Origin of the sequence: Leclercia sp., assembly GCF_036780805.1 — a bacterium.
Lineage (GTDB): Bacteria > Pseudomonadota > Gammaproteobacteria > Enterobacterales > Enterobacteriaceae > Enterobacter.
The window spans coordinates 1747628-1772886 of the sequence record NZ_DAIQCE010000001.1 but is presented as its reverse complement, the minus strand read 5'-3'; the positions used below and the strand labels follow the sequence as shown (position 1 = coordinate 1772886).

18 protein-coding genes are annotated in these 25259 nt (G+C 57.0%); 9 read left to right on the top strand and 9 right to left on the bottom strand.

What is annotated here, in order from left to right; genetic code table 11:
- Nucleotides 1-16: 16 nt before the first annotated feature.
- From cmoM to V7Q49_RS08390, 7 genes are all read left to right on the top strand, one after another.
- Nucleotides 17-802 (top strand): tRNA uridine 5-oxyacetic acid(34) methyltransferase CmoM, encoded by a 786-nt coding sequence (cmoM, locus tag V7Q49_RS08420; RefSeq protein WP_333850263.1) that lies wholly within the window; start codon nucleotides 17-19, stop codon nucleotides 800-802.
- Nucleotides 799-2121, top strand: coding sequence for a chromosome partition protein MukF (gene mukF / locus V7Q49_RS08415; RefSeq protein WP_333850262.1), 1323 nt, complete (start codon nucleotides 799-801; stop codon nucleotides 2119-2121). Before cmoM ends, mukF begins: the two co-directional genes overlap by 4 nt.
- Entirely contained in the window at nucleotides 2102-2806 is a 705-nt protein-coding gene (gene mukE, locus V7Q49_RS08410) for a chromosome partition protein MukE (RefSeq protein ID WP_142488927.1), read from the top strand. The genes mukF and mukE overlap by 20 nt, the downstream gene beginning before the upstream one ends.
- Nucleotides 2806-7254: a chromosome partition protein MukB gene (gene mukB / locus V7Q49_RS08405; protein WP_333850261.1), complete on the top strand. Its 4449-nt coding sequence runs from the start codon at nucleotides 2806-2808 to the stop codon at nucleotides 7252-7254. The genes mukE and mukB overlap by 1 nt, the downstream gene beginning before the upstream one ends.
- 183 nt (nucleotides 7255-7437) lie before the next feature.
- Nucleotides 7438-9261 (top strand): L,D-transpeptidase, encoded by a 1824-nt coding sequence (ldtD, locus tag V7Q49_RS08400; RefSeq protein ID WP_333850260.1) that lies wholly within the window; start codon nucleotides 7438-7440, stop codon nucleotides 9259-9261.
- Nucleotides 9262-9439: 178 nt separating this feature from the next.
- On the top strand, nucleotides 9440-9988 hold the full coding sequence (locus V7Q49_RS08395) for a YcbK family protein (RefSeq protein WP_333850259.1): 549 nt from the start codon (nucleotides 9440-9442) through the stop codon (nucleotides 9986-9988).
- Nucleotides 9989-10007: 19 nt separating this feature from the next.
- On the top strand, nucleotides 10008-10655 hold the full coding sequence (locus tag V7Q49_RS08390) for an MBL fold metallo-hydrolase (RefSeq protein ID WP_333850258.1): 648 nt from the start codon (nucleotides 10008-10010) through the stop codon (nucleotides 10653-10655).
- Nucleotides 10656-10765: 110 nt separating this feature from the next.
- On the opposite strand, the gene aspC is transcribed toward V7Q49_RS08390, so the two are convergent.
- From aspC to pncB, 4 genes are all read right to left on the bottom strand, one after another.
- Entirely contained in the window at nucleotides 10766-11956 is a 1191-nt protein-coding gene (aspC, locus tag V7Q49_RS08385) for an aspartate transaminase (protein ID WP_333850257.1), read from the bottom strand.
- Between the two features lie 184 nt (nucleotides 11957-12140).
- Complete coding sequence (locus V7Q49_RS08380; protein ID WP_442913061.1) at nucleotides 12141-13319, bottom strand: porin; 1179 nt, start codon at nucleotides 13317-13319, stop codon at nucleotides 12141-12143.
- Nucleotides 13320-13928: 609 nt separating this feature from the next.
- Nucleotides 13929-15329, bottom strand: a complete 1401-nt coding sequence (gene asnS, locus V7Q49_RS08375; protein WP_333850255.1) for an asparagine--tRNA ligase — start codon at nucleotides 15327-15329, stop codon at nucleotides 13929-13931.
- A 161-nt stretch (nucleotides 15330-15490) separates the two neighbouring features.
- Nucleotides 15491-16693 (bottom strand): nicotinate phosphoribosyltransferase, encoded by a 1203-nt coding sequence (gene pncB, locus V7Q49_RS08370; RefSeq protein ID WP_333850254.1) that lies wholly within the window; start codon nucleotides 16691-16693, stop codon nucleotides 15491-15493.
- Between the two features lie 264 nt (nucleotides 16694-16957).
- Between pncB and pepN the strand changes: the two genes are divergently transcribed.
- On the top strand, nucleotides 16958-19570 hold the full coding sequence (gene pepN, locus V7Q49_RS08365) for an aminopeptidase N (RefSeq protein ID WP_333850253.1): 2613 nt from the start codon (nucleotides 16958-16960) through the stop codon (nucleotides 19568-19570).
- A gap of 93 nt (nucleotides 19571-19663) precedes the next feature.
- On the opposite strand, the gene ssuB is transcribed toward pepN, so the two are convergent.
- Genes ssuB through ssuE form a run of 5 tightly spaced genes read right to left on the bottom strand, consistent with a single transcriptional unit; the run spans nucleotide 19664 to nucleotide 23904 of the window.
- Nucleotides 19664-20434, bottom strand: a complete 771-nt coding sequence (gene ssuB / locus V7Q49_RS08360; protein ID WP_333850252.1) for an aliphatic sulfonates ABC transporter ATP-binding protein — start codon at nucleotides 20432-20434, stop codon at nucleotides 19664-19666.
- Nucleotides 20431-21222, bottom strand: coding sequence for an aliphatic sulfonate ABC transporter permease SsuC (gene ssuC, locus V7Q49_RS08355; RefSeq protein ID WP_333850251.1), 792 nt, complete (start codon nucleotides 21220-21222; stop codon nucleotides 20431-20433). The genes ssuB and ssuC overlap by 4 nt, the downstream gene beginning before the upstream one ends.
- Nucleotides 21223-21231: 9 nt before the next feature.
- Nucleotides 21232-22377 (bottom strand): FMNH2-dependent alkanesulfonate monooxygenase, encoded by a 1146-nt coding sequence (ssuD, locus tag V7Q49_RS08350; RefSeq protein WP_333850250.1) that lies wholly within the window; start codon nucleotides 22375-22377, stop codon nucleotides 21232-21234.
- Nucleotides 22374-23336, bottom strand: a complete 963-nt coding sequence (locus V7Q49_RS08345; protein WP_333850249.1) for a sulfonate ABC transporter substrate-binding protein — start codon at nucleotides 23334-23336, stop codon at nucleotides 22374-22376. Before V7Q49_RS08345 ends, ssuD begins: the two co-directional genes overlap by 4 nt.
- On the bottom strand, nucleotides 23329-23904 hold the full coding sequence (ssuE, locus tag V7Q49_RS08340) for an NADPH-dependent FMN reductase (RefSeq protein ID WP_307763986.1): 576 nt from the start codon (nucleotides 23902-23904) through the stop codon (nucleotides 23329-23331). The genes V7Q49_RS08345 and ssuE overlap by 8 nt, the downstream gene beginning before the upstream one ends.
- 248 nt (nucleotides 23905-24152) lie before the next feature.
- Between ssuE and pyrD the strand changes: the two genes are divergently transcribed.
- Nucleotides 24153-25163 (top strand): quinone-dependent dihydroorotate dehydrogenase, encoded by a 1011-nt coding sequence (gene pyrD / locus V7Q49_RS08335; RefSeq protein ID WP_333850248.1) that lies wholly within the window; start codon nucleotides 24153-24155, stop codon nucleotides 25161-25163.
- Nucleotides 25164-25259: the final 96 nt, after the last annotated feature.

Genomic DNA, 25259 nt, shown 5'->3' with positions numbered 1-25259 from the left:
GGGTGGAGCCCTCCCAATGCGGGATCGCAATTTTGATGACATCGCGGAAAAGTTTGCCCGCAATATTTATGGCACAACCAAGGGCCAGCTGCGTCAAACGATCCTCTGGCAGGATCTGGATATCCTGCTTGCCCGCTTTGGGTCGAAAAAATTGCGCGTCCTCGACGCCGGTGGCGGTGAAGGTCAGACGGCGATAAAAATGGCCGAGCGCGGACACCATGTCATCCTGTGCGACCTGTCGGCAGAGATGATCGCCCGGGCCGAAAGCGCCGCGGCGGAAAAAGGTGTGAGCGATAACATGCAATTTATACATTGCGCCGCTCAGGACATCGCTCAACATTTGGAAAGCCCGGTTGATCTGATATTGTCTCATGCGGTGCTGGAGTGGGTGGCCGATCCCCAGGCGCTGCTGCAGACGCTGTGGTCGATACTCTGCCCCGGCGGCGCGCTGTCGCTGATGTTCTACAACGCCAACGGCCTGCTGATGCGTAACGTGCTGGTGGGCAATTTTGGCTATGTGCAGCAGGGCATGTACAAAAAGAAACGGCGCACGCTTTCACCCGATTTCCCGCGCGATCCGCAGCAGGTTTACGGCTGGCTGGAAGCGATGGGCTGGCAGATCGCCGGGAAAACCGGCATCAGGGTGTTTCACGATTACCTGCGTGATAAACAAAAGCAGCATGAGTGCTTTGAAGCCCTCACCGAATTAGAGACGCGGTACTGTCGCCAGGAGCCCTGGATCAGCCTTGGCCGTTACATACATGTCACCGCGTACAAGCCGCAGAGCAAGGATAACTTATGAGTGAATTTTCCCAGACAGTCCCCGAACTGGTTGCCTGGGCCCGAAAAAACGATTTCTCCCTCTCGCTGCCGGTAGACAGACTCTCTTTTCTGCTGGCAGTTGCCACGCTGAACGGCGAACGGCTGGATGGAGAAATGAGCGAGGGCGAACTGGTGGATGCGTTCCGCCATGTCAGTGATGCGTTTGAGCAAACCAGCGAAACCATTAATGTGCGTGCCAATAACGCGATTAACGATATGGTACGTCAACGTCTGCTGAACCGCTTTACCAGCGAGCAGGCGGAAGGAAACGCCATCTATCGTCTGACGCCACTGGGTATCGGTATCACCGACTACTACATTCGCCAGCGTGAATTCTCGACCCTGCGCCTCTCGATGCAGCTCTCCATTGTGGCGGGCGAACTGAAGCGTGCGGCCGATGCCGCTGACGAAGACGGCGACGAGTTCCACTGGCACCGCAACGTCTACGCCCCGCTAAAGTATTCGGTAGCCGAAATTTTCGACAGCATCGATCTGACCCAGCGCATCATGGATGAGCAGCAGCAGCTGGTGAAGGACGACATCGCCCAGCTGCTGAACAAAGACTGGCGCGCGGCGATCTCCAGCTGTGAAATGCTGCTGTCAGAAACCTCCGGCACCCTGCGCGAACTGCAGGATACGCTGGAGGCCGCGGGCGATAAGCTGCAGGCCAACCTGCTGCGCATTCAGGATGCCACCCTGGCCCACGACAACCTGCATTTTGTCGATCGTCTGGTCTTCGACCTGCAAAGCAAACTCGACCGCATTATCAGCTGGGGCCAGCAGTCGATCGACCTGTGGATCGGCTATGACCGCCACGTGCATAAATTTATCCGTACCGCCATCGACATGGATAAAAACCGCGTCTTTGCCCAGCGTCTGCGCCAGTCGGTCCAGACCTACTTCGATGCGCCGTGGGCGCTAACCTATGCCAGTGCTGACCGTCTGCTCGATATGCGTGACGAAGAGATGAGCCTGCGCGACGAAGAGGTGACCGGCGAACTGCCGGCCGATCTGGAATACGAAGAGTTTAACGAAATACGGGAACAGCTTGCCGCCATGATCGAGGCGCAGCTGGCGATCTTCAAAGCCAAAAACACCCCGCTGGATCTCGGTCTGGTGGTGCGCGACTACCTGGCACAATACCCGCGTGCGCGCCATTTCGATATCGCCCGCATCGTGGTCGATCAGGCGGTACGCCTGGGCGTCGCGCAAGCAGATTTCACCGGCCTGCCGCCGAAGTGGCAGCCGATTAACGATTACGGAGCCAAGGTACAGGCGCATGTCATTGACAAATATTGAACACGTGATGCCAGTTAAACTGGCCCAGGCGCTGGCAAATCCGATCTTTCCGGCGCTGGACAGCCAGCTGCGTGCCGGTCGTCACATTGGTCTCGACGAGCTGGATAATCACGCCTTTTTGATGGATTTTCAGGAATACCTGGAAGAGTTTTACGCCCGCTATAACGTGGAGCTGATCCGCGCCCCGGAAGGTTTCTTCTACCTGCGCCCGCGCTCCACCACGCTTATTCCGCGCTCGGTGCTGTCCGAACTGGACATGATGGTCGGCAAAATTCTCTGCTACCTCTATCTCAGCCCGGAGCGGCTGGCGAACGAAGGCATCTTCACCCAGCAGGAGCTCTATGACGAGCTGCTGACGCTGGCGGACGAAGGCAAACTGCTGAAGCTGGTGAACAACCGCTCCACCGGTTCCGACGTTGACCGTCAGAAGTTACAGGAAAAAGTACGCTCCTCCCTGAACCGCCTGCGCCGTCTGGGGATGGTGTGGTTTATGGGCCACGACAGCAGTAAATTCCGCATCACGGAATCGGTCTTCCGCTTTGGCGCCGACGTGCGCGTGGGCGACGATGCCCGTGAAGCGCAGCTGCGCATGATCCGTGATGGCGAAGCGATGCCGGTGGAAAATCATCTGCAGCTCAATGACGAGCATGAAGACAATCAGCCGGATAGCGGGGAGGAAGAGTAATGATTGAACGCGGTAAGTTTCGCTCACTGACGCTGATTAACTGGAACGGTTTCTTTGCCCGCACCTTTGATCTCGATGAGCTGGTGACTACGCTCTCGGGCGGTAACGGGGCAGGGAAATCCACCACCATGGCGGCGTTCGTCACCGCCCTGATCCCGGATCTGACCCTGCTGCACTTCCGTAACACCACCGAAGCCGGTGCGACCAGCGGCTCCCGCGATAAGGGTCTGCACGGTAAGCTGAAAGCGGGTGTTTGTTATTCGGTGCTGGACGTGATCAACTCCCGTCACCAGCGCGTGGTCGTCGGCGTCCGCTTACAGCAGGTCGCCGGGCGTGACCGCAAGGTAGATATCAAGCCGTTTGCCATTCAGGGGCTGCCGACCTCGGTTCAGCCAACCTCGCTGTTAACGGAAACCCTCAACGAACGTCAGGCGCGCGTGCTGACACTCCAGGAGCTGAAAGACAAGCTGGAAGCCATCGAAGGCGTGCAGTTTAAGCAGTTCAACTCCATTACCGATTACCACTCGCTGATGTTCGATCTGGGCGTGGTGGCGCGTCGTCTGCGCTCGGCCTCGGATCGTAGCAAGTACTATCGCCTGATCGAAGCCTCGCTGTACGGCGGGATCTCCAGCGCCATTACTCGCTCCCTGCGCGACTACCTGTTGCCGGAGAACAGCGGCGTGCGTAAGGCCTTCCAGGATATGGAAGCGGCGCTGCGGGAAAACCGCATGACGCTGGAAGCGATCCGCGTGACCCAGTCGGACCGCGATCTGTTCAAGCATCTGATTAGCGAAGCCACCAACTATGTGGCCGCCGACTATATGCGCCACGCCAACGAGCGCCGCATCCATCTGGATCAGGCCCTTGAGTATCGCCGCGAGCTGTTTACCTCCCGTAAGCAGCTGGTGGCCGAGCAGTATAAGCACGTGGAAATGGCCCGTGAACTGGGCGAGCAGAACGGGGCTGAAGGGGATCTGGAGGCCGATTACCAGGCCGCCAGCGATCACCTGAATCTGGTCCAGACCGCGCTGCGTCAGCAGGAAAAAATTGAGCGCTACGAAGCGGATCTCGATGAACTGCAAATTCGTCTGGAAGAGCAGAACGAAGTGGTGGCCGAAGCCGCCGACAAGCAGGAAGAGAACGAAGGTCGCGCCGAAGCCGCCGAGCTGGAAGTGGATGAGCTGAAAAGCCAGCTTGCCGATTACCAGCAGGCGCTGGACGTCCAGCAAACCCGCGCCATTCAGTACAACCAGGCGCTGCAGGCGCTGCAGCGTGCGAAAGACCTCTGCCATCTGCCGGATTTGACCCCGGAGAGCGCGGATCAGTGGCTGGAAACCTTCCAGGCTAAAGAGCAGGAAGCGACCGAGAAGCTGCTGAATCTCGAACAAAAAATGAGCGTGGCGCAAACCGCGCACAGCCAGTTTGAACAGGCTTACCAGCTGGTGGCGGCCATTAACGGCCCGCTGGCGCGCGCCGAGGCGTGGGAAGTGGCCCGCGAGCTGCTGCGTGATGGCGTCAATCAGCGTCATATGGCGGAACAGGTTCAGCCGCTGCGCATGCGTCTGAACGAGCTGGAGCAACGCCTGCGTGAACAGCAGGAGGCGGAACGCCTGCTGGCTGAGTTCTGCAAGCGTCAGGGCAAACGGGTCGATATTGACGATCTGGAAGCCCTGCATCAGGAGCTGGAAGCGCGTATCGCGTCGCTGTCCGACAGCGTCTCCAGCGCCAGTGAACAGCGCATGGCGCTGCGTCAGGAGCTGGAGCAGCTGCAGTCGCGTATTCAGACGCTGATGCAGCGCGCGCCAATCTGGCTGGCCGCCCAGAGCAGCCTCAGCCAGCTCAGCGAGCAGTGCGGCGAGGCGTTCGAATCCGGGCAGGACGTGACAGAGTACCTCCAGCAACTGCTGGAGCGTGAACGCGAAGCCATTGTTGAGCGTGATGAAGTGGGCGCCCGCAAGCGTGCCGTCGACGAAGAAATTGAGCGTTTAAGCCAGCCGGGCGGCGCGGAAGATGCGCGCCTGAACACCCTGGCCGAACGTTTTGGCGGCGTGCTGCTGTCCGAAATTTACGACGACGTCAGCCTTGAAGATGCGCCGTACTACTCCGCGCTGTATGGCCCATCCCGCCACGCTATCGTGGTGCCGGATCTGTCGCTGATCGCCGACCAGCTCGAAGGCCTGGAAGATTGCCCGGAAGATCTCTATCTGATCGAAGGGGATCCGCAGTCGTTCGATGACAGCGTCTTTGGCGTCGACGAGCTGGAAAAAGCGGTGGTGGTAAAGATCGCCGATCGCCAGTGGCGCTATTCGCGCTTCCCGTCGCTGCCGCTGTTTGGCCGCGCCGCGCGTGAAAGCCGCATCGAGAGCCTGCATACCGAGCGCGAGGCGCTGTCCGAACGCTTCGCCACGCTCTCTTTCGATGTCCAGAAAACCCAGCGTCTGCACCAGGCGTTCAGCCGCTTTATCGGCAGCCATCTTGCCGTCGCCTTTGAAACCGATCCGGAAGCGGAGATCCGCAAGTTCACCACGCGTCGTACCGAGCTTGAACGCGCGCTTTCCGCCCACGAAAACGATAACCAGCAGAGCCGCGTTCAGTTTGAACAGGCCAAAGAGGGCGTCGCGGCCCTGAACCGCATTCTGCCGCGCCTCAACCTGCTGGCGGATGACACTCTTGCCGATCGGGTGGATGAGATCCAGGAGCGTCTCGACGAAGCGCAGGAAGCCGCGCGCTTCGTGCAGCAGCACGGCAACCAGCTGGCGAAGCTGGAGCCGATGGTCTCTGTCCTGCAGAGCGACCCTGAACAGTTCGAACAGCTGAAAGAAGATTACGCCTGGTCCCAGCAGGTTCAGCGCGAAGCCCGTCAGCAGGCGTTTGCCCTGACCGAAGTGGCTCAGCGTCGGGCGCATTTCAGCTACTCCGATTCGGCGGAAATGCTGAACGGTAACAGCGATCTGAACGAGAAGCTGCGCCACCGTCTGGAGCAGGCGGAAACGGAACGTACCCGCGCACGTGAAGCAATGCGTAGCCATGCCGCGCAGCTGAGCCAGTACAGCCAGGTGCTCGCGTCGCTGAAAAGCTCGTTTGATACCAAGAAAGAGCTGCTGACCGACCTGCACAAAGAGCTGCAGGATATCGGCGTGCGGGCCGACAGCGGGGCAGAGGAGCGGGCGCGTATTCGTCGTGACGAACTGCATGCCCAGCTCAGCAACAACCGCGCGCGCCGCAACCAGCTGGAAAAAGCGCTGACCTTCTGCGAAGCGGAGATGGATAACCTGACCCGTCGTCTGCGCAAGCTGGAACGCGACTACCATGAGAAACGCGAGCAGGTGGTCACCGCCAAAGCGGGCTGGTGCGCCGTGATGCGGATGGTGAAAGACAACGGCGTTGAGCGTCGTCTGCACCGTCGCGAGCTGGCCTATCTCTCCGGGGATGAGCTGCGCTCGATGTCGGATAAGGCGCTGGGCGCACTGCGTCTGGCGGTGGCGGATAACGAACACCTGCGCGATGTGCTGCGCATGTCGGAAGATCCGAAACGTCCTGAACGCAAAATTCAGTTCTTCGTGGCGGTCTATCAGCATCTGCGCGAGCGTATTCGCCAGGACATCATCCGTACCGATGACCCGGTTGAAGCCATTGAGCAGATGGAGATCGAGCTGGGCCGTCTGACGGAAGAGCTGACCTCCCGCGAGCAGAAGCTGGCGATCAGCTCCCGCAGCGTAGCCAATATCATCCGTAAGACGATCCAGCGCGAGCAGAACCGTATCCGCCAGCTGAACCAGGGCCTGCAGAGCGTGTCGTTCGGCCAGGTCAACAGCGTGCGTCTGAACGTCAACGTGCGTGAAGCCCACGCCACGCTGCTGGACGTGCTGGCTGAGCAGCACGAGCAGCATCAGGATCTGTTCAACAGTAACCGCCTGACCTTCTCCGAGGCGCTGGCGAAGCTCTATCAGCGTCTGAATCCGCATATCGACATGGGCCAGCGCACGCCGCAAACCATCGGCGAGGAGCTGCTGGACTACCGCAACTATCTCGAAATGGAAGTGGAAGTGAACCGTGGATCCGACGGCTGGCTGCGTGCGGAATCCGGCGCTCTGTCGACCGGGGAAGCGATCGGTACCGGGATGTCGATTCTGGTGATGGTGGTGCAGAGCTGGGAAGATGAATCCCGGCGTCTGCGCGGCAAGGATATCTCCCCATGCCGCCTGCTGTTCCTTGATGAAGCGGCGCGTCTGGATGCCCGTTCGATCGCCACGCTATTTGAGCTGTGCGACCGTCTGGATATGCAGCTGATCATCGCGGCGCCGGAGAACATCAGTCCGGAGAAAGGCACCACCTACAAACTGGTGCGTAAGGTCTACCAGAACAGCGAGCACGTTCACGTTGTCGGCCTGCGTGGCTTTGCCCCGCAGCCGCCGGAATCCCTTCCGGGAACGGCTGACGCCTCCTGACGATTCTGAAAGTTAACCGTGGCGGCCTTTGGGCCGCCTTTTTTTATACCTTGAGCTTGTACTGGCGGCTGCGTTAACTTTAAACTTCTTTACACAAGGCAAGGCTGGTGCCGGTCTGTCTTCCTATAATGAAATAAAGCCCCGGTCATGAGGGCGCGACGTAAAGCAAACAGGGGGCAAGGGATGTTGCTGAATAAAATGTATGGTCGTCAGCTGTCAGCACTGAGTTTGTGCCTGACGGTAATAGTGGCTCCACTGTTTAGTGCCCGGGCCGATGAGCCCGAGCTGGTTCCTGTCGACAGCTCCGCCACGATGGGCGCGCAGCCAACGTCGCTGTCACAACCGCTGGAACAATCGCCAGCCACCGCCATTATGGCCGGTATCCGGCCGCTACCTGCCGATGTCAATGCCGAACAACGCCGTGAACAGCTGATGGCGGCCCTGCCTGCGGGTTACTCTCCGGTCTATCTCAACCAGCTTACGCTGCTGTATGCCGCCCGCGATATGAAACCCATGTGGGACGATCGCGATGCCGTGCGGGCATTCCAGCAGCAGCTTGCCGAAGTCGCTATCGCCGGTTTTCAGCCACAGTTTACCGCCTGGGTGGAACTGCTGACCCAGCCAGCGGTGACTGGAATGGCGCGGGATGTGGTCCTTTCCGATGCGATGATGGGCTATCTGCAGTTTGTGGCGGGGATCCCGGTCAACGGCAACCGCTGGCTCTACAGCACCAAACCCTACAAAATGGCGACCCCGCCACTGTCGGTGATCAACCAGTGGCAGCTGGCGCTGGATAACGGGACGGTGCCGAATTTCATTGCCGGACTTGCGCCGACGCACCCGCAGTATGCGGTGATGCACCAGTCGCTACTCAAGCTGGTGGCCGATACGCAACCCTGGCCGCAGCTACAGAGCACCGCCAAATTGAGTCCGGGGCAGTGGAGCAGCGATGTTCCGGCCCTGCGTGAAATCCTGAAACGCTCCGGCGTCATTGACGGCGGGCCAAAAATTGCCCTGCCGGGTGACGATCCGCAAAGCGTGGTTGTCAGTCCGTCAGCCCCACCGGTTGAGAAGAAAAAGAAGTCTGTCTCCAGCAAGCCGGCATCCTATGATCGCAACCTGGTTGAAGCCGTCAAAGCCTTCCAGACGACTCAGGGGTTGGGTGCGGACGGCGTGATTGGTCAGGGAACGCGTGACGCGCTGAATCTCACCCCAGCCCAGCGTGCCGGGGTGCTGGCGCTAAATATCCAGCGCCTGCGCCTGCTCCCGGCCACGCTCTCCACCGGGATTATGGTGAATATTCCGGCCTTCTCGCTGGTCTATTATCAGAACGGCAACGAGGTGCTGGCATCGAGAGTCATCGTCGGCCGTCCGGATCGTAAAACGCCGATGATGAGCAGCGCCCTGAATAACGTGGTGGTCAACCCGCCGTGGAATGTGCCGCCGACCCTGGCCCGCAATGATATTCTGCCGAAACTGCGGGATGACCCAGGATATCTTGAACGCCACAACTATACCGTCCTGCGGGGATGGAACAGTAAAGAGGCCATCGATCCGTGGCGGGTGGACTGGGCGACCATTACCCCTGCGAATCTGCCGTTCCGTTTCCAGCAGGCACCCGGGGCGCATAACTCGCTGGGGCGCTATAAATTCAACATGCCAAGCTCGGATGCCATCTATTTGCACGATACGCCTAACCACAACCTGTTCCAGAAAGACGTCCGCGCGCTCAGCTCCGGCTGCGTGCGGGTAAACAAGGCGTCAGAACTGGCTAACATGCTGTTACAGGATGCGGGATGGAACGATACACGGATCTCCGACGCCCTCAAGCAAGGCGACACGCGCTATGTGAATATCCGCCAAAATATTCCGGTTAATCTGTACTATCTCACTGCTTTCGTCGGCAAAGACGGTCGGACCCAGTATCGTACAGATATTTACAATTATGATGAGATCGCCCGGTCTAACACACAAATCCTGGCCAAGGCCGAGCAATTGATCAGGTAAATGAAGAAGTTCGGAAAATTCCGGTAGTCTAAGTGAAAAAATGAAACGGGGCTTGCGGCTGCAAGCCCCGTATTTCCTGGATTCTGCTACCTTGACGCTGACAGGTTTGCCCGGTAAGGTGCCCTTCGTGCGCTGTATAGCATATAGACGATAACACTGACCTGTAGACCTGATTACCATGGACAAATTCGACGCTAATCGCCGTAAGTTGCTGGCGTTAGGGGGCATTGCGCTGGGCGCTGCCATCTTACCGACGCCATCATTTGCCACGCTCTCTACCCCTCGACCACGAATTCTGACGCTGAATAACCTGCACACAGGTGAGTCAATAAAAGCGGAGTTTTTTGATGGCCGGGGCTACATTCAGGATGAATTAGCAAAGCTTAATCATTTTTTCCGTGATTTCCGCGCAAATAAGATTAAAGCCATCGATCCGGGATTATTCGATCAGCTTTATCGCCTGCAGGGCCTGCTGGGTACCCGTAACCCGGTCCAGCTCGTCTCCGGCTACCGCTCCCTTGATACCAATAACGAATTACGCGCCCACAGTCGTGGCGTCGCGAAAAAAAGTTATCACACCAAAGGGCAGGCGATGGATTTTCATATTGAAGGCGTTTCGTTAGCCAATGTTCGCAAAGCTGCGTTATCTATGCGCGCAGGTGGTGTAGGATATTACCCACGTAGCAACTTTGTGCATATTGATACCGGGCCATTGCGGCACTGGTAATAACGAAATCAGGAGCAGTATGAACTATCGTATTATTCCGGTCACCGCGTTCTCCCAGAACTGTTCGATTATCTGGTGTGAACAAACCAAACTGGCGGCGCTGGTCGATCCCGGTGGTGATGCAGAGAAGATCAAACAGGAAGTCGCTGCCGCTGGCGTGACCTTAATGCAGATTTTACTCACCCACGGTCATCTCGATCACGTGGGGGCTGCGGCCGAGCTGGCGCAACACTACGGTGTGCCGATTATTGGTCCGGAAAAAGAAGATGAGTTCTGGCTGCAGGGATTGCCGGCACAAAGCCGCATGTTTGGTCTGGATGAGTGTCTGCCGCTGACGCCAGATCGCTGGCTGAATGAAGGTGAGAGCGTCAGCGTCGGCAATGTGACCTTACAGGTCTTACACTGCCCGGGCCATACGCCAGGCCACATTGTTTTCTTTGATGACCAGTCGCGTCTGCTGATTTCCGGCGACGTGATCTTCAAAGGCGGAGTAGGGCGCAGCGATTTCCCGCGTGGCGATCATGCGCAGTTAATCCGCTCGATCAAAGAGAAGTTATTGCCGCTGGGCGATGATGTGACCTTTATCTCCGGCCACGGCCCGATGTCGACGCTGGGCTACGAACGGCTGCATAACCCGTTCCTGCAGGATGAACTGCCGGTCTGGTAACGAACATTAAAAAAGCCTGCATTGAGCAGGCTTTTTTTTGCCCGGTGGCGCTGACGCTTACCGGGCCTGGGTGTAGGCCGGGCAAACGCAGTGCCGCCCGGCTTAACCTTTTACAGCACAGCCACAATCGCTTCGCACAGCGGTGCCATGTTATCCGGCGTCATACCCGCCACGTTAACACGACCGGAAGCCACCGCGTACACGCCAAACTCTTCACGCAGACGCAGAACCTGCTCTTTGGTCAGGCCGCTGAAGGAGAACATGCCGTTCTGCTTGATGATGAAGCTAAAGTCGCGATCCGCGCCTTTCTCCGCCAGGGTGTTCACGAACAGCAGACGCATGCGCTGGATGCGCTGACGCATGTCGTTCAGCTCCTGTTCCCAGATGGCGCGCAGCGCGTCATTGCTGAGGATGGTCGCGACCACGGACGCACCGTGAGCCGGTGGGTTGGAGTAGTTAGCACGAATAACGGATTTCATCTGGCTGAACGCACGATCGACGGTCTGCTCATCGGCAGCCACCAGCGTACAGGCACCTACGCGCTCGTTGTACAGACCGAAGTTCTTGGAATAGGAGCTGGCAACGATCAGCTCTTTATGCAGCGCTGCGAAAGCGCGCAGGCCTTCGGCGTCCTCTTCCAGACCGCGGGCAAAGCCCTGGTAGGCGAAGTCGAACAGCGGCAGCCAGCCTTTTTCGACGGACAGTTTCGCCAGCTGTTCCCACTGTTCCAGCGTAGGATCGATACCGGTTGGGTTATGGCAGCAGCCGTGGAACAGCACCACATCACCCGCCTGCGCTTCGCTCAGGCTGGCCAGCAGACCGTCAAAGTCGAGCGCGTGATTCGCCGCGTCGTAGTAAGCGTATTCACGCACTTCCAGACCGGCAGAGTTGAAGACGCTCTTATGGTTCGGCCAGCTTGGGTTGCTCACCCAGACGGTTTTTACGCTGGTGTTTTTGGCGAGGAAATCCGCCGCCACGCGCAGGGCGCCAGTACCGCCAGGGGTCTGTGCAGTGCGGGCACGTTTATCGTTGATAATCGCGTTGCCTTTGCCGAACAGCAGCTCCTGAGTGCAACGACCAAATTCCGGAATACCGTCGATGCCGAGGTAGTTTTTGGTATTTTCGTTTTCCAGCAGATACTGCTCAGCTTTTTTAACGCTGGTCAGTACCGGGGTCTTGCCGGTCTCATCTTTATAGACACCAATACCCAGGTTGATTTTTCCAGGGCGGTCATCGGCACGAAACAGATCGGCCAGGCCCAGAATCGGGTCGGCAGGGGCGGCGGTAATGTTCTCAAACATGACGAAGTTCCATTGTGGTTACGGAAGTGAAATCCGCTATCAGGTTAACGATAGTTCTACAAAATGCCAACCGTTTGCTACAAAAAGCGTGCGGCTTTTCAAAAGTCGCCATTTTTAGCTTTCGGGCATAAAAAAACAGGGCCGAAGCCCTGTTTTTTAGACATATAACAAAGTGGTGTACTGATTAGAACTGGTAAACGATACCAACAGCTGCCTGGTCGTCAGTCGCCAGACCGGTAGCTTCAGAGTAGTTGTTGTCGTCCAGCAGGTTGAATTTGTACGCAGCGTACACGTTCATGTTTTTGTTGAAGTAGTACCAGGTACCCACTTCGACGTATTTAACCAGATCCGCATCGCCACCAGCAAAGCCCGGACGTGCCAGCAGGTCTTTACCTTTAGACTGGACGTAGCCCACGGATGGACGCAGACCGAAGTCGAACTGGTACTGAACTACAGCTTCGATGTTCTGGGTTTTGTTAGCGAAGTTGCTGTCAGGCTCGCGAGTCATGTTGTAAGTCTGAGCGTAAGAAACCGCAGCATAGATGTTGTTCGCATCGTATTTAGCAGCAGTTGCCCATGCTTCAGCACGCTCACCGCCAGCACTTGCGCTGTAAACGGTGCCCGCTGGAGTAGACAGAGTTCTTGGGTTTTCCTGCGCGTCGGTACGGTCAGCAGTTTCATAACCTGCGGAGATTGCGAAGCCTTCACCGAAATCATACTGTACAGCGGAGCTGAAGCCGTCGCCGTTTGCTTTCGCGCCGTTACCGCTCAGGTTAACAGACTGTGCTGTGCCATTGTTATCGTTGTAGTTAACGGTAACTGGGCTGTTACGCTCGTTTTTGCCCTGATACTGCAGCGCGAAGCTCAGACCGTCAACCAGACCAAAGAAGTTGCTGTTACGGTAGGTCAGCAGGCCGGTAGAACGACCGTTCATGAAGTTGTCGGTAGCAACCCAGGAGTCACCGCCCCATTCAACCAGCATATCGGTGTAAGCGCCGACGTCATAGATAGCGCCGTAGTTACGACCGTAGTCGATAGAACCGGCATCACCGAAGTTCAGACCAGCGAAGGCCAGACGGGTTTTAGTACCCTGAGAACCTTCAGTGCTGGATGCGTCCATGTTGTATTCCCAGTGACCGTAACCAGTGATCTGGTCGTTGATCTGGGTTTCACCTTTGAAGCCGATACGGGCATAGGTGGTGTCTTCGTTACCGGTGTTACCGTTGGTGGTCCAGATGTGCTCACCTACAGCTTTACCGTAGAAGTCCAGCTTGTTAGCGTTTTTGTTATAGATTTCTGCTGCGTTAGCTGCACCGGCTGCCAGCAGGGCAGGGATAACCACTGCCAGGATATTGCGCTTCATCATTATTTATTACCCTCATTGGTTTTTTTATGACACTCGCCACTGCCGTCAATAAATTCTGTCAATAAATATTTCCGGAACTATTGATGAGAGTTTGGTGTCTTTATGTATCTGACAGGCATCTTTCCATTCAAATAACCGTTTCGCCACCCTGAAAGTGCTACAAAGATAAAGAATCGGTTACAAGAAGAAAATATGTGTAACAAAACGTGTATTTTGAGGAACTTTGTGAGGCATCTCAAAGTTCAGAGTTGAGTGGCGAAAAATAAAGCTTCACTAATTCTATCTATATGAATTGCTTATCTTAATTTTAGCTAATGACTTTTTTTATGATCCGAAGCATTAGCGCACTATTTTTCTTATCCCTGAAGATGGACATCTGGATAGCCGGGTTTTTGCACAAAAAGTGTGCTAAAGCTTCAGGAAGGTATTAGGCGCAATAAGACTACGGTTTATTTTGTGTGCAAAGATATTTCATGGAAATAAAGCGTAACAGTGAAGAGGATTTTGCGGGGTTGCTCTTTAAGGATGATGACTTTCAACTGACATAAGTTGACAGTGCAGGATAAAATAATGGCCAGCTTCTGCTGGCCATTGAGTATTACTTAATCAGAATGTAGCGCTGCGCGGGGTACGCGGGAAAGGAATGACATCACGCACGTTCTGAACGCCGGTCACGTAAGCGATCAGACGCTCGAAGCCGAGACCGAAACCGGAGTGCGGCACGGTGCCGTAACGACGTAAATCGCGGTACCACCAGTAGTCCTCTTTGTTGAGGCCCATCTCCGCCATACGCGCATCCAACACATCCAGACGCTCTTCACGCTGCGAACCACCGATGATTTCACCGATACCTGGGGCAAGCACGTCCATCGCGGCAACGGTTTTGCCATCTTCGTTAAGGCGCATATAGAACGCCTTAATGTCTTTCGGATAGTTTTTTACAACCACCGGGGCTTTGAAGTGTTTCTCGGCCAGGTAGCGTTCGTGCTCGGAGGAGAGGTCAACGCCCCAGTAAACCGGGTTCTCGAATTTCTGCCCGCAGGTTTCGAGGATCGAAACCGCATCAGTGTAATCAACCTGGGCGAAATCAGCAGAGACGAAACGTTCCAGACGGGAGATAGCATCGCTGTCGACGCGCTCGGCGAAGAATTTCATGTCGTCTGCGCGCTCGGTCAGCACCGCATTAAAGACATACTTCAGCATCGCTTCCGCCAGGCCAGCCACGTCATCGAGGTTGGCAAAGGCCACTTCCGGCTCCAGCATCCAGAATTCCGCCAGATGGCGGCTGGTATTGGAGTTCTCGGCACGGAAGGTTGGGCCGAAGGTGTAGATTTTGGACAGTGCACAGGCGTAGGTTTCACCGTTCAGCTGGCCAGATACGGTCAGGAAGGACTCTTTGCCAAAGAAATCTTTGTCGTAGTCCACTTTGCCTTCCGGCGTGCGCGGCAGGTTTTCCATGTCCAGCGTGGAGACGCGGAACATTTCGCCGGCGCCTTCGGTGTCCGAGGCGGTGATCAGCGGGGTGGAGACCCAGAAGTAACCCTGCTCGTCAAAGAAACGATGCAGCGCCTGCGCCAGGGTGTGACGAACACGGGCCACGGCACCAATCATGTTGGTACGCGGGCGCAGGTGAGCCACTTCACGCAGATACTCGATGCTGTGGCGTTTTGCCGCCATCGGATAGGTATCCGGATCTTCAACCCAGCCGGTCACTTCAATCGAGGTGGCCTGCAGTTCATAGCTCTGGCCCTGACCCTGAGAGGCCACGATTTTGCCGGTGACCACCACGGAACAGCCGGTGGTCAGACGCAGCACTTCCTGATTGTAATTGGGCAGAGAATTATTAATAACGGCCTGTACAGGATCAAAGCAGGAACCGTCATAAACGGCGAGGAAAGAAAAGCCAGCTTTTGAATCTCGGCGGGTACGCACCCATCCGCGCACGGTGACTTCGCTGTCAACGGTAACGCGGCCCTGGAGTACGTCGGCTACAGGCACAACGCTCATAATAGTCTCTCTATGTAGTCCAAAAATAAAATCTGTATCCCCTTCAATGGGGGATATCTATGTTACCTGGCATCCGCCATCAGACAAGCAGAATTCGCAATGACAGGAGAAGAAATAGGAAATAAATAAGGGAAGGGAGCCCGGCAGGCTCCCGGAAGGGATTAACTGGCTATTTTTACCTGCGGCAGGTCGAACGCTTTGCGCAGCGCCCGCACGAAGGCTTTATCATGGCAAATGGTTTTGCCCGGGCTGTCGGAGAGTTTTGCCACCGGCTTGCCGTTACATTCCACCAGCTTAATGACGATATTCAGCGGTTTTACCTGGGGGATATCGCAGGTCAAACGAGTGCCGATGCCAAAGCCCAGATTGATGCGCGAGGAGAAGTGCCGGTACAGGCCTACCGCTTTTGGCAGGTCGAGGTTATCGGAGAAGACCAGCACTTTGCTCATCGGGTCGATGCCCAGTTTCTGATAATGGGCAATGGCTTTCTCACCCCACTCCTGCGGATCGCCGGAGTCATGGCGCAGCCCCTGATAGGCCGTGGCGAACTCCGGGCCGAAATCGCGCAGGAAGGCGTCCATGGTAATGCAGTCGGTTAAAGCGATGCCGAGCTGGTTCGGGTACTCGTCAAGCCATGCCGCCAGCGCCGCACGCTGGCTGGTCGCCAGTTCCGGGCTGATCTGCTGATGCGCCTGGAACCACTCATGCGCCTGGGTGCCCATCGGGGTCAGGTTCAGACGGCGGGCCAGATCGTAATTGCTGGTGCCGACAAACCACGGTTCCTGCTGCAGACGCTCAACGATAGCCTGCTGCACCTCGCGGGAGAAACGGCGGCGGGTGCCAAAATCCATCAGCCGGAAACGCGACATATCCAGCGATTCGGTCAGCCGGGAAAAATCAACCAGCTTGCGTTCCAGTTCAGACAGCGCCTGCTCAACGCTGGCCTCCGGGGTACGGAAGCGGTGCACCAGCTCGCTGATCACGGCCAGCAGCGGCACTTCCCACATGATCACTTCCCGCCACGGGCCTTCAAGACGAATATTCAGCTTGCCGTTATCATTGCTGATCTGCACCTGGGTCGGGTCGTAGCGGAAATTCCGCAGCCACTGCAGGTAGTCTTCTTTAAAGAAAGGCAGGCCGGAAAGCCACTGGAATTCATCATCTTGCAGTCGAAGATGCTGCATAGCGTCGACTTGCTCACGAATGGCATCAGCATAGATCCCAAGCAAATCATCACCACGGCAGCGGAACTCAGCCGCAACCTGTACGTCGTGGTAGTGGTGAAAAACAGCTTGCTGCATATGCAGTTTATACGCGTCGGTATCCAGCAGCGTATGCAGAACAGGTGAAGCGAATCGAGTCATAGGCGCGCAATAGCATCCTCTCACGGGAGCGTTTAGTACAATAAACAACTATTGAAACCGCTGGAGTATACCTTGTTTAGCGATTTATTGAACCCCGATCACACCATAAGCCTAAGCCAGGGTCGAGTGCATTTCGTGCCGCATGTTATACAAATGTAGCAAATAGAGTGTTTGTGACTGAAAAGATGAACATTCTGCATAGCGCGATTTACACAACAGGAATAGACTGACTCGTTATTCGACAAACGATGCAAAAGGTTTTCTATGACACAACAGCCTCAAGCCAAATACCGCCACGACTACCGTGCGCCGGATTACCTGATTAGCGATATCGATCTGACTTTTGACCTGGATGCCACAAAAACCGTTGTCACGGCGGTAAGCCAGGTAACACGCCATAACGCCACGGCGGTGCCGCTGCGTCTGGATGGCGAAGACCTGACCTTAGTGTCGGTGCACGTCAACGACACCGCATGGACTGACTATAAAGAAGAAAACAACCAGCTGGTGCTTGATAACCTGCCGGAGCGTTTCACCTTACGCATCGTCAACGAAATCAGCCCGGCGTCCAACACCGCGCTGGAAGGGTTATACCAGTCGGGTGTGGCGCTCTGTACCCAGTGTGAAGCCGAAGGTTTCCGCCACATTACCTGGTACCTGGATCGCCCGGACGTGCTGGCCCGCTTCACCACCAAAATCATTGCTGATAAAGCCACCTATCCGTTCCTGCTCTCCAACGGCAACCGCGTCGGTGAAGGCGAACTGGAAAATGGTCGTCACTGGGTGCAGTGGCAGGATCCGTTCCCGAAACCGTGCTACCTGTTTGCGCTGGTGGCGGGTGATTTTGACGTCCTGCGCGACACCTTCACCACCCGTTCCGGCCGTGAAGTGGCGCTGGAGCTGTTTGTCGACCGCGGCAACCTCGACCGTGCTCCGTGGGCGATGACCTCGCTCATCAACTCCATGAAGTGGGATGAAGAGCGTTTCGGCCTCGAGTACGACCTCGACATCTATATGATCGTCGCCGTCGACTTCTTTAATATGGGCGCGATGGAGAACAAAGGCCTCAACGTCTTTAACTCCAAATACGTGCTGGCGCGTACCGATACCGCCACCGATAAAGACTACCTCGATATCGAGCGCGTCATTGGCCACGAATATTTCCATAACTGGACCGGCAACCGCGTTACCTGCCGCGACTGGTTCCAGCTGAGCCTGAAAGAGGGCTTAACCGTCTTCCGCGATCAGGAGTTCAGCTCAGACCTCGGCTCGCGCGCGGTTAACCGCATCAACAACGTGCGCACCATGCGCGGCCTGCAGTTTGCCGAAGACGCCAGCCCGATGGCGCACCCGATCCGCCCCGACAAAGTGATTGAGATGAACAACTTCTACACCCTGACGGTGTATGAGAAGGGTTCTGAAATCATCCGCATGATCCACACTCTGCTGGGCGAAGTGAATTTCCAGAAAGGGATGCAGCTCTATTTCGAGCGTCATGACGGCAGCGCGGCCACCTGCGACGATTTCGTGCAGGCGATGGAAGATGCTTCCAACGTCGATCTGTCCCACTTCCGCCGCTGGTACAGCCAGGCCGGTACGCCGATTGTTACCGTCAAAGACGACTACAATCCGGAAACCGAGCAGTACACCCTGACCATCAGCCAGCGCACGCCGCCAACGGCCGAACAGGAAGAGAAGCACCCGCTGCACATCCCGTTCGCCATTGAGCTGTACGATAACGAAGGCAAAGCGATCCCGCTGCAAAAAGGCGGTCATCCGGTGCATAACGTACTCAACGTGACCCAGGCCGAGCAGACCTTCGTGTTTGATAACGTCTACTTCCAGCCGGTGCCTGCGCTGCTCTGCGAATTCTCCGCGCCGGTTAAGCTGGAGTACAAGTGGAGCGATCAGCAGCTGACCTTCCTGATGCGTCACGCGCGCAACGATTTCTCCCGCTGGGATGCCGCCCAGAGCCTGCTGGCAACCTACATCAAGCTGAACGTGAACCGACATCAGCAGGGCCAGCCGCTGTCTCTGCCGATCCACGTTGCGGACGCGTTCCGCGCGATCCTGCTGGATGAGAAGATCGACCCGGCGCTGGCGGCTGAAATTCTGACCCTGCCGTCCGCGACGGAGATCGCCGAGCTGTTCGAGATTATCGACCCGATTGCGATCGTGGCCGTGCGTGAAGCCCTGACCCGCACGCTGGCAGCCGAGCTGGCGGATGAGTTCCTTGCTATCTACAACCACAACAAGCTGGATGCCTATCGCGTTGAGCATGCCGATATCGGCAAGCGCGCGCTGCGTAACACCTGCCTGCGCTATCTGGCGTTTGGCGAGACGGCGCTCGCCAACGAGCTGGTCAGCCAGCAGTATCACACTGCCGATAACATGACCGACGCGCTGGCCGCGCTGGCTGCAAGCGTCGCCGCAGAACTGCCGTGCCGTGATGCTCTGATGCAGGAGTATGACGACAAATGGCATCAGGATGGTCTGGTGATGGACAAGTGGTTCATTCTGCAGTCCACCAGCCCGGCCGCCGACGTGGTGAACAAGGTGCGCGGCCTGCTTCAGCATCGCTCATTTACCCTGAGCAACCCGAACCGCGTTCGTTCCCTGATTGGTGCTTTCGCCAGCAGCAACCCGGCCGCCTTCCATGCGGAAGATGGCAGCGGCTACCAGTTTATGGTGGAGATGCTGACCGAACTCAACAGCCGTAACCCGCAGGTGGCATCACGTCTGATTGAGCCGCTGATCCGTCTGAAACGCTACGATGCGAACCGTCAGGCGAAGATGCGTGCGGCGCTGGAGCAGCTGAAAGGGCTGGAGAACTTGTCTGGTGATCTGTACGAGAAGATCAGTAAGGCGCTGGCCTGATAGAAAAAACTGCCCGGTGGCGCTACGCTTACCGGGCCTACGTTTACAACGGTTTTCTCCCTCGGACTAAAGGAGAGGGCCGGGGTGAGGGCATCAGGCATTAGCCGTTGCTAAAGGCCGCTCCGTTACCCCTCGCTTCATCACTCGATCCAACACCTCCGCTTCCAGCTCCGCCAGCCGCGCCGAACCCACCCGACGAGGGCGGGGAAGGTCTACCGTCAGATCCAGCCCTATCTTGCCATCCTCGATCAGCAGCACCCGGTCGGCCATGGCTACGGCTTCGCTCACATCGTGAGTCACCAGCAGCACCGTAAAGCCGTGATCCTGCCATAACGAGACAATCAGCTCCTGCATTTCAATCCGCGTCAGCGCATCCAGCGCTCCCAGCGGTTCATCCAGCAGCAACAGCCCCGGGCGATGGATCAGCGCCCTGGCCAGCGCCACGCGCTGTTTTTGTCCACCGGACAGGGCGGCAGGCCACTCACCCGCGCGATTGTCCAGCCCGACGGCGGCCAGGGCCTGTAACGCCTGCGCTTTCCAGTTGCCTTTCAGCCCCAGACCGACATTATCAATCACCGTTTTCCACGGCAGCAGACGCGCGTCCTGGAACATCATCCGGGTATCCTCCTGGATCTCCGCCAGCGGGGTATTCCCGGCCAGCAGTTCCCCGCCGTTCGGAGCTTCCAGCCCGGCCAGCAGGCGCAGCAGGGTGCTTTTACCGCCGCCGCTGCGGCCCACCACCGCCACGAATTGCCCGGCGGGAATGTGCAATTCCAGTTCGTTCAGAATGATGTTTTCGCCGTAGCGTTTGGTCACGCCGTTGAGCAGCAGCGGCGTCCCCTGAGTTAAGCGAGCCGTATTCATGCGTGTGCCTCCTTTATCACGTAGGCCGGATTCCAGCGCAGCCAGCGACGTTCAAGCCACTGGGCGCTGACATCCGCCAGTTTGCCGAGCAGGGCGTAGAGAACGATGGCCACCACCACCACGTCGGTTTGCAGGAATTCCCGGGCGTTCATCGCCAGGTAGCCGATACCGGAGTTAGCGGAGATGGTTTCCGCCACGATCAGCGTCAGCCACATCAGACCAAGGGCAAAACGCACGCCGACCATCATCGAGGGCAGCGCGCCCGGCAGGATCACATGGATAAACAGGGCGAAGCCGGACAAGCCGTAGCTGCGCGCCATCTCCACCAGCCCGCGGTCGATATTACGAATGCCGTGCCAGGTGTTGATATAGATCGGGAAGAGGGTGCCGAGGGCGACGAGAAAAATCTTCGCCGTCTCATCGATACCAAACCACAGGATCACCAGCGGGATCAGGGCCAGGTGCGGCACGTTGCGCAGCATCTGGATGGAGGTGTCCAGCAGACGCTCGCCCCAGCGGGACAGGCCGCTAATCAGGCCCAGTACCAGGCCAATCGACCCGCCGATGGAAAAACCAATCACCGCGCGCCAGGAGCTGATGGCCAGGTGCTGCCACAGCTCACCGCTGGAACTCAGCGACCAGAACGCCTCCACAACTCCCTCCGGGGAGGGCAGAATGCGGCTCGACAGCCAACCCACAGAGGATGCCAGCTGCCAGATAACGACGACGCCCGCAGGGAGCAGCCAGGGCGCAATGCGCAGCAGCCATTTTCGGGATGGGTTAGCCATGCGTTCTCCTTAGCTCTGGGCGACTTTACGCGGGATAAATTCGTTGGCGACCGCTTCACCCTGCTGCAACAGAGGCTGCGGCTGTGGGATCTGCGGAATAGCGACATCCAGATGCGGGAACAGCAGTTCGCCCACCTTGTAAGCCTCTTCCAGATGCGGATAACCGGACAGAATAAAGCTGTCGATACCGAGGTCGGCGTATTCATTAATTCGCGCCGCCACGGTCGGGCCATCGCCCACTAACGCCGTACCCGCGCCGCCGCGCACCAGCCCCACGCCGGCCCACAGGTTCGGGCTGATCTCCAGATTTTCTCGCTTGCCGTTGTGCAGGGAGGCCATCCGGTGCTGCCCGACGGAATCGGTGCGGGCAAAAGCGGCCTGAGCTTTGGCAATAGTGTCATCGTCCAGATGGGCGATCAGGCGGTCGGCGGCCTGCCACGCCTCTTCAGTGGTTTCGCGCACAATGACGTGCAGGCGGATGCCGAAGCGCACCTTACGGCCGTGGGCCGCCGCTTTGGCACGCACCTGTTCGATCTTCTCTTTAACCAGTTCCGGCGGCTCGCCCCAGGTGAGGTAAAGATCCACCTGCTCGGCGGCCAGATTCTGGGCGACGTCCGACGAACCGCCAAAATAGAGCGGCGGACGCGGCTGCTGAACCGGCGGGAAGAAGAGTTTGGCATCACGAACGTGAATGTGTTTGCCCTCGAAGGTGACGTTCTCGCCTTCCAGCAGACGACGCCAGACGTGGGTGAACTCAGATGAGGCTTCGTAACGCTCGGTGTGATCCAGGAAGACGCCGTCTCCCGCCAGCTCCTGCGGATCGCTGCCGGTCACCAGATTGAACAGCGCGCGTCCGTTCGACAGGCGGTCGAGGGTCGCAGCCTGGCGGGCGGCCACCGTCGGAGAAGTCACGCTCGGGCGCAGGGCGACCAGAAACTTCAGGCGCTGAGTCACCGGTATCATCGACGCGGCCACCAGCCACGCATCTTCACAGGAGCGTCCGGTCGGGATCAGCACCCCGGTAAAACCAATCCGGTCTGCGGCCTGGGCAATCTGCTGGAGATAGGCATGATCCACCGGGCGCGCGCCCTCGTCGGTGCCCAGATAGTGTCCATCACCGTGGGTAGGTAAAAACCAGAACAGATTCAGACTCATGATTTAGCTCCTTTTTGCGCTGTGGGTTGCCAGATACGGTCGCGAATATCGATTTTTTTCGGCACCAGGCGATTGTCATAGAAGAGGTCAGCGGTTTGCTGCTGCAACACGGCGGTATGGGCATCCACCGGTTTGATGACGGTTGGCGGGCGGTGATCAAGGTAGCTGGCAATGACCGGCTCCGGGAGCCCCATCGTTTTTGCCAGCAAGGCGATACTGGCCTGACGCTGGCTCTGAGTAAGGGCATCCGCTTCGCTAAAGGTATTCAGTACGCCCTGGACAAATTCACCGTTCTTCTCCGCATAAGGGCGAGCGGCCAGATAGAAGGAGCCGGTCTGTTTCAGGGTTTCGCCATCTTTTAACACCCTGACGCCACCCTGCAGCAGGGCCGCGGAGTAGTAGGGATCCCAGATTGCCCAGGCATCAACGTTATTTTGTTGGAAGGCGGCGCGGGCATCCGCCGGAGAAAGATAAATTGGCTGAATATCTTTAAAGGTCAGACCCGCCTGTTGTAGGGCTCGCAATAACAGATTGTGTGAGCTGGAGCCTTTCTGGAAAGCCACTTTATGGCCTTTGAGATCCGCCACGGTTTTTATCGGGCTGTTTTCAGGAACAAGGATCACTTCGGCTTTTGGTTTTGGCGGCTCAACGCCAACGTAAACCAGATCCGCACCGGCGGCCTGGGCGAAGATTGGCGGGATATCGCCGGTGCTGCCGATATCGATACTGCCGACGTTCAGCGCCTCCAGCATCTGTGGACCTGCCGGGAACTCCACCCAGGAGAATTTGGTGTCCGGGTAGCGTTTTTCCAGCAGCTGATGGCTTTTTGCCAGCACCATGCTGATGCTGCCTTTCTGGTAGCCAATACGCAGGCTCTCGGGCGCGGGCTCGGCGGCGTGCGCCAGACCGGAGAGGACCACCAGGCCCGCCAGGCTCAGGCGTAAAAGGGATTTAAACATGGGCGACTCCTTTCTGAAGACCAAAAGCGGGAACCTGAACGTCGCGGCGGTGCAGCGCCTGCCAGAAGGTCTCCAGGGCGCTGTCGAGACGGGTTTGCAGGTTGGGGGTAAAGTGAGGTTTGTGCTGGTAGTCGATCACCTGTGAGTCGTCGGCAAACACGCCGTGCAGGATCTCCTGAGCCTTCAGGGCGTTGAGCACCGGCTTCAGGGCATAATCCACCGCCAGCAGGTGAGCCACGGTGCCGCCGGTCGCCAGCGGCAGCACAATTTTGCCCTCCAGCGCGCGCTCTGGCAGCAGATCGAGCAGGGTTTTCAGGGCACCGGAAAACGAGGCTTTATAGACCGGGGTAGCGACGATCAGCCCATCGGCATCCTTAAGCTGCTCGTTCAGGGTTTTCAGTGCCGGGCTGTCGAAGCGGGCATAGAGAAGATCTTCCGGGGCGAAGTTATGCAAATTCCAGTGGAACACCTCAACATCCAGTGAAGTCAGTTGCTCCCGGGCGTATTCCAGCAGCGCGCTGGAGCGGGAAGGAAATCGCGGACTGCCAGCCAACGTAATGACGCGCATAGATGCTCCTTATAACCAATTGTTTGCTTTTATCTAACATTGATAACATTTGTTGGCAGTGTGGCATCGCTGACTTATTCCACTAAATGATTTATCCGCAAGATAAATGCCAAAAAATGAATAAAGGAGGGGTGAAAAGTAAACGATTGCGTATAGCGGCGCTTTTTTTGCCGCAGGTCAATTCCCTTTCCCGCTGCGATCGCAGATAATACGCCCCCGGTTTGCACACCGGGAATCCAGGAGAGTTCATGTACTACCCCTTCGTTCGTAAAGCCCTTTTCCAGCTCGATCCTGAGCGCGCTCATGAATTTACATTCCAGCAATTACGCCGTATTACCGGAACCCCACTCGAAGCGCTGGTGCGCCAGAGAGTGATGGAGAAGCCGGTCACCTGCATGGGATTAACCTTTAAAAATCCACTGGGTCTGGCGGCGGGGCTGGATAAAAACGGCGAGTGCATCGATGCACTGGGTGCGATGGGCTTTGGCTCCATCGAAATTGGCACCGTCACGCCACGCCCGCAGCCGGGTAACGACAAGCCGCGCCTGTTCCGACTGGTCGAGGCCGAAGGGCTGATCAACCGCATGGGCTTTAATAACCTCGGCGTCGATCACCTGGTCGAGAACGTGAAGAAAGCGCATTTCGATGGCGTTCTGGGCATTAATATCGGCAAAAATAAAGACACGCCGGTCGAGCAGGGCAAAGATGACTACCTGATTTGTATGGAAAAAGTCTATGCCTACGCCGGGTATATTGCGGTGAATATCTCTTCACCTAACACCCCGGGCCTGCGCACGCTGCAATATGGTGAAGCGCTCGACGATTTATTACTCGCCATCAAGAATAAGCAAAATGAACTCCAGGCGACGCACCATAAATATGTCCCGGTCGCTGTTAAAATCGCCCCGGATCTGACCGAAGAAGAGCTGGCGCAGGTCGCGGATAGTTTGGTTCGCCATAATATTGATGGTGTTATTGCCACCAATACGACTCTCGATCGTTCCCTGGTTCAGGGGATGAAATATTGCGACGAAATGGGGGGCCTGAGTGGGCGTCCGGTGCAGTTAAAAAGCACAGAAATTATCCGCCGCCTGTCGCAGGAATTAAATGGTCGCCTACCGATTATCGGCGTAGGCGGTATAGATTCGGTCATGGCCGCGCGCGAGAAGATGGCGGCCGGCGCTTCGCTGGTGCAGATATATTCCGGCTTTATTTTTAAAGGGCCGCCGCTGATTAAAGAAATCGTTAATCATATCTAATCTTTTAGCATCATTGACAACCAGGGCTTTATTTCCAGCTCTGGTTGTTTTATATTCCCGGACTGTTGCTTTATTAGACATTGTAGTCTTTGATTA

Excerpts from the sequence above, each read along its gene's own strand:
- V7Q49_RS08395 (WP_333850259.1), top strand. The coding sequence starts at position 9,440 with ATGGACAAATTCGACGCTAATCGCCGTAAGTTGCTGGCGTTAGGGGGC.
- ssuB (WP_333850252.1), bottom strand. The coding sequence starts at position 20,434 with ATGAATACGGCTCGCTTAACTCAGGGGACGCCGCTGCTGCTCAACGGC.
- cmoM (WP_333850263.1), top strand. The coding sequence starts at position 17 with ATGCGGGATCGCAATTTTGATGACATCGCGGAAAAGTTTGCCCGCAAT.
- mukE (WP_142488927.1), top strand. The coding sequence starts at position 2,102 with ATGTCATTGACAAATATTGAACACGTGATGCCAGTTAAACTGGCCCAG.
- ldtD (WP_333850260.1), top strand. The coding sequence starts at position 7,438 with ATGTTGCTGAATAAAATGTATGGTCGTCAGCTGTCAGCACTGAGTTTG.
- pepN (WP_333850253.1), top strand. The coding sequence starts at position 16,958 with ATGACACAACAGCCTCAAGCCAAATACCGCCACGACTACCGTGCGCCG.
- asnS (WP_333850255.1), bottom strand. The coding sequence starts at position 15,329 with ATGAGCGTTGTGCCTGTAGCCGACGTACTCCAGGGCCGCGTTACCGTT.
- V7Q49_RS08390 (WP_333850258.1), top strand. The coding sequence starts at position 10,008 with ATGAACTATCGTATTATTCCGGTCACCGCGTTCTCCCAGAACTGTTCG.
- ssuC (WP_333850251.1), bottom strand. The coding sequence starts at position 21,222 with ATGGCTAACCCATCCCGAAAATGGCTGCTGCGCATTGCGCCCTGGCTG.
- ssuE (WP_307763986.1), bottom strand. The coding sequence starts at position 23,904 with ATGCGCGTCATTACGTTGGCTGGCAGTCCGCGATTTCCTTCCCGCTCC.
- pncB (WP_333850254.1), bottom strand. The coding sequence starts at position 16,693 with ATGACTCGATTCGCTTCACCTGTTCTGCATACGCTGCTGGATACCGAC.
- mukF (WP_333850262.1), top strand. The coding sequence starts at position 799 with ATGAGTGAATTTTCCCAGACAGTCCCCGAACTGGTTGCCTGGGCCCGA.
- mukB (WP_333850261.1), top strand. The coding sequence starts at position 2,806 with ATGATTGAACGCGGTAAGTTTCGCTCACTGACGCTGATTAACTGGAAC.
- aspC (WP_333850257.1), bottom strand. The coding sequence starts at position 11,956 with ATGTTTGAGAACATTACCGCCGCCCCTGCCGACCCGATTCTGGGCCTG.
- V7Q49_RS08380 (WP_442913061.1), bottom strand. The coding sequence starts at position 13,319 with ATGAAGCGCAATATCCTGGCAGTGGTTATCCCTGCCCTGCTGGCAGCC.
- V7Q49_RS08345 (WP_333850249.1), bottom strand. The coding sequence starts at position 23,336 with ATGTTTAAATCCCTTTTACGCCTGAGCCTGGCGGGCCTGGTGGTCCTC.
- pyrD (WP_333850248.1), top strand. The coding sequence starts at position 24,153 with ATGTACTACCCCTTCGTTCGTAAAGCCCTTTTCCAGCTCGATCCTGAG.
- ssuD (WP_333850250.1), bottom strand. The coding sequence starts at position 22,377 with ATGAGTCTGAATCTGTTCTGGTTTTTACCTACCCACGGTGATGGACAC.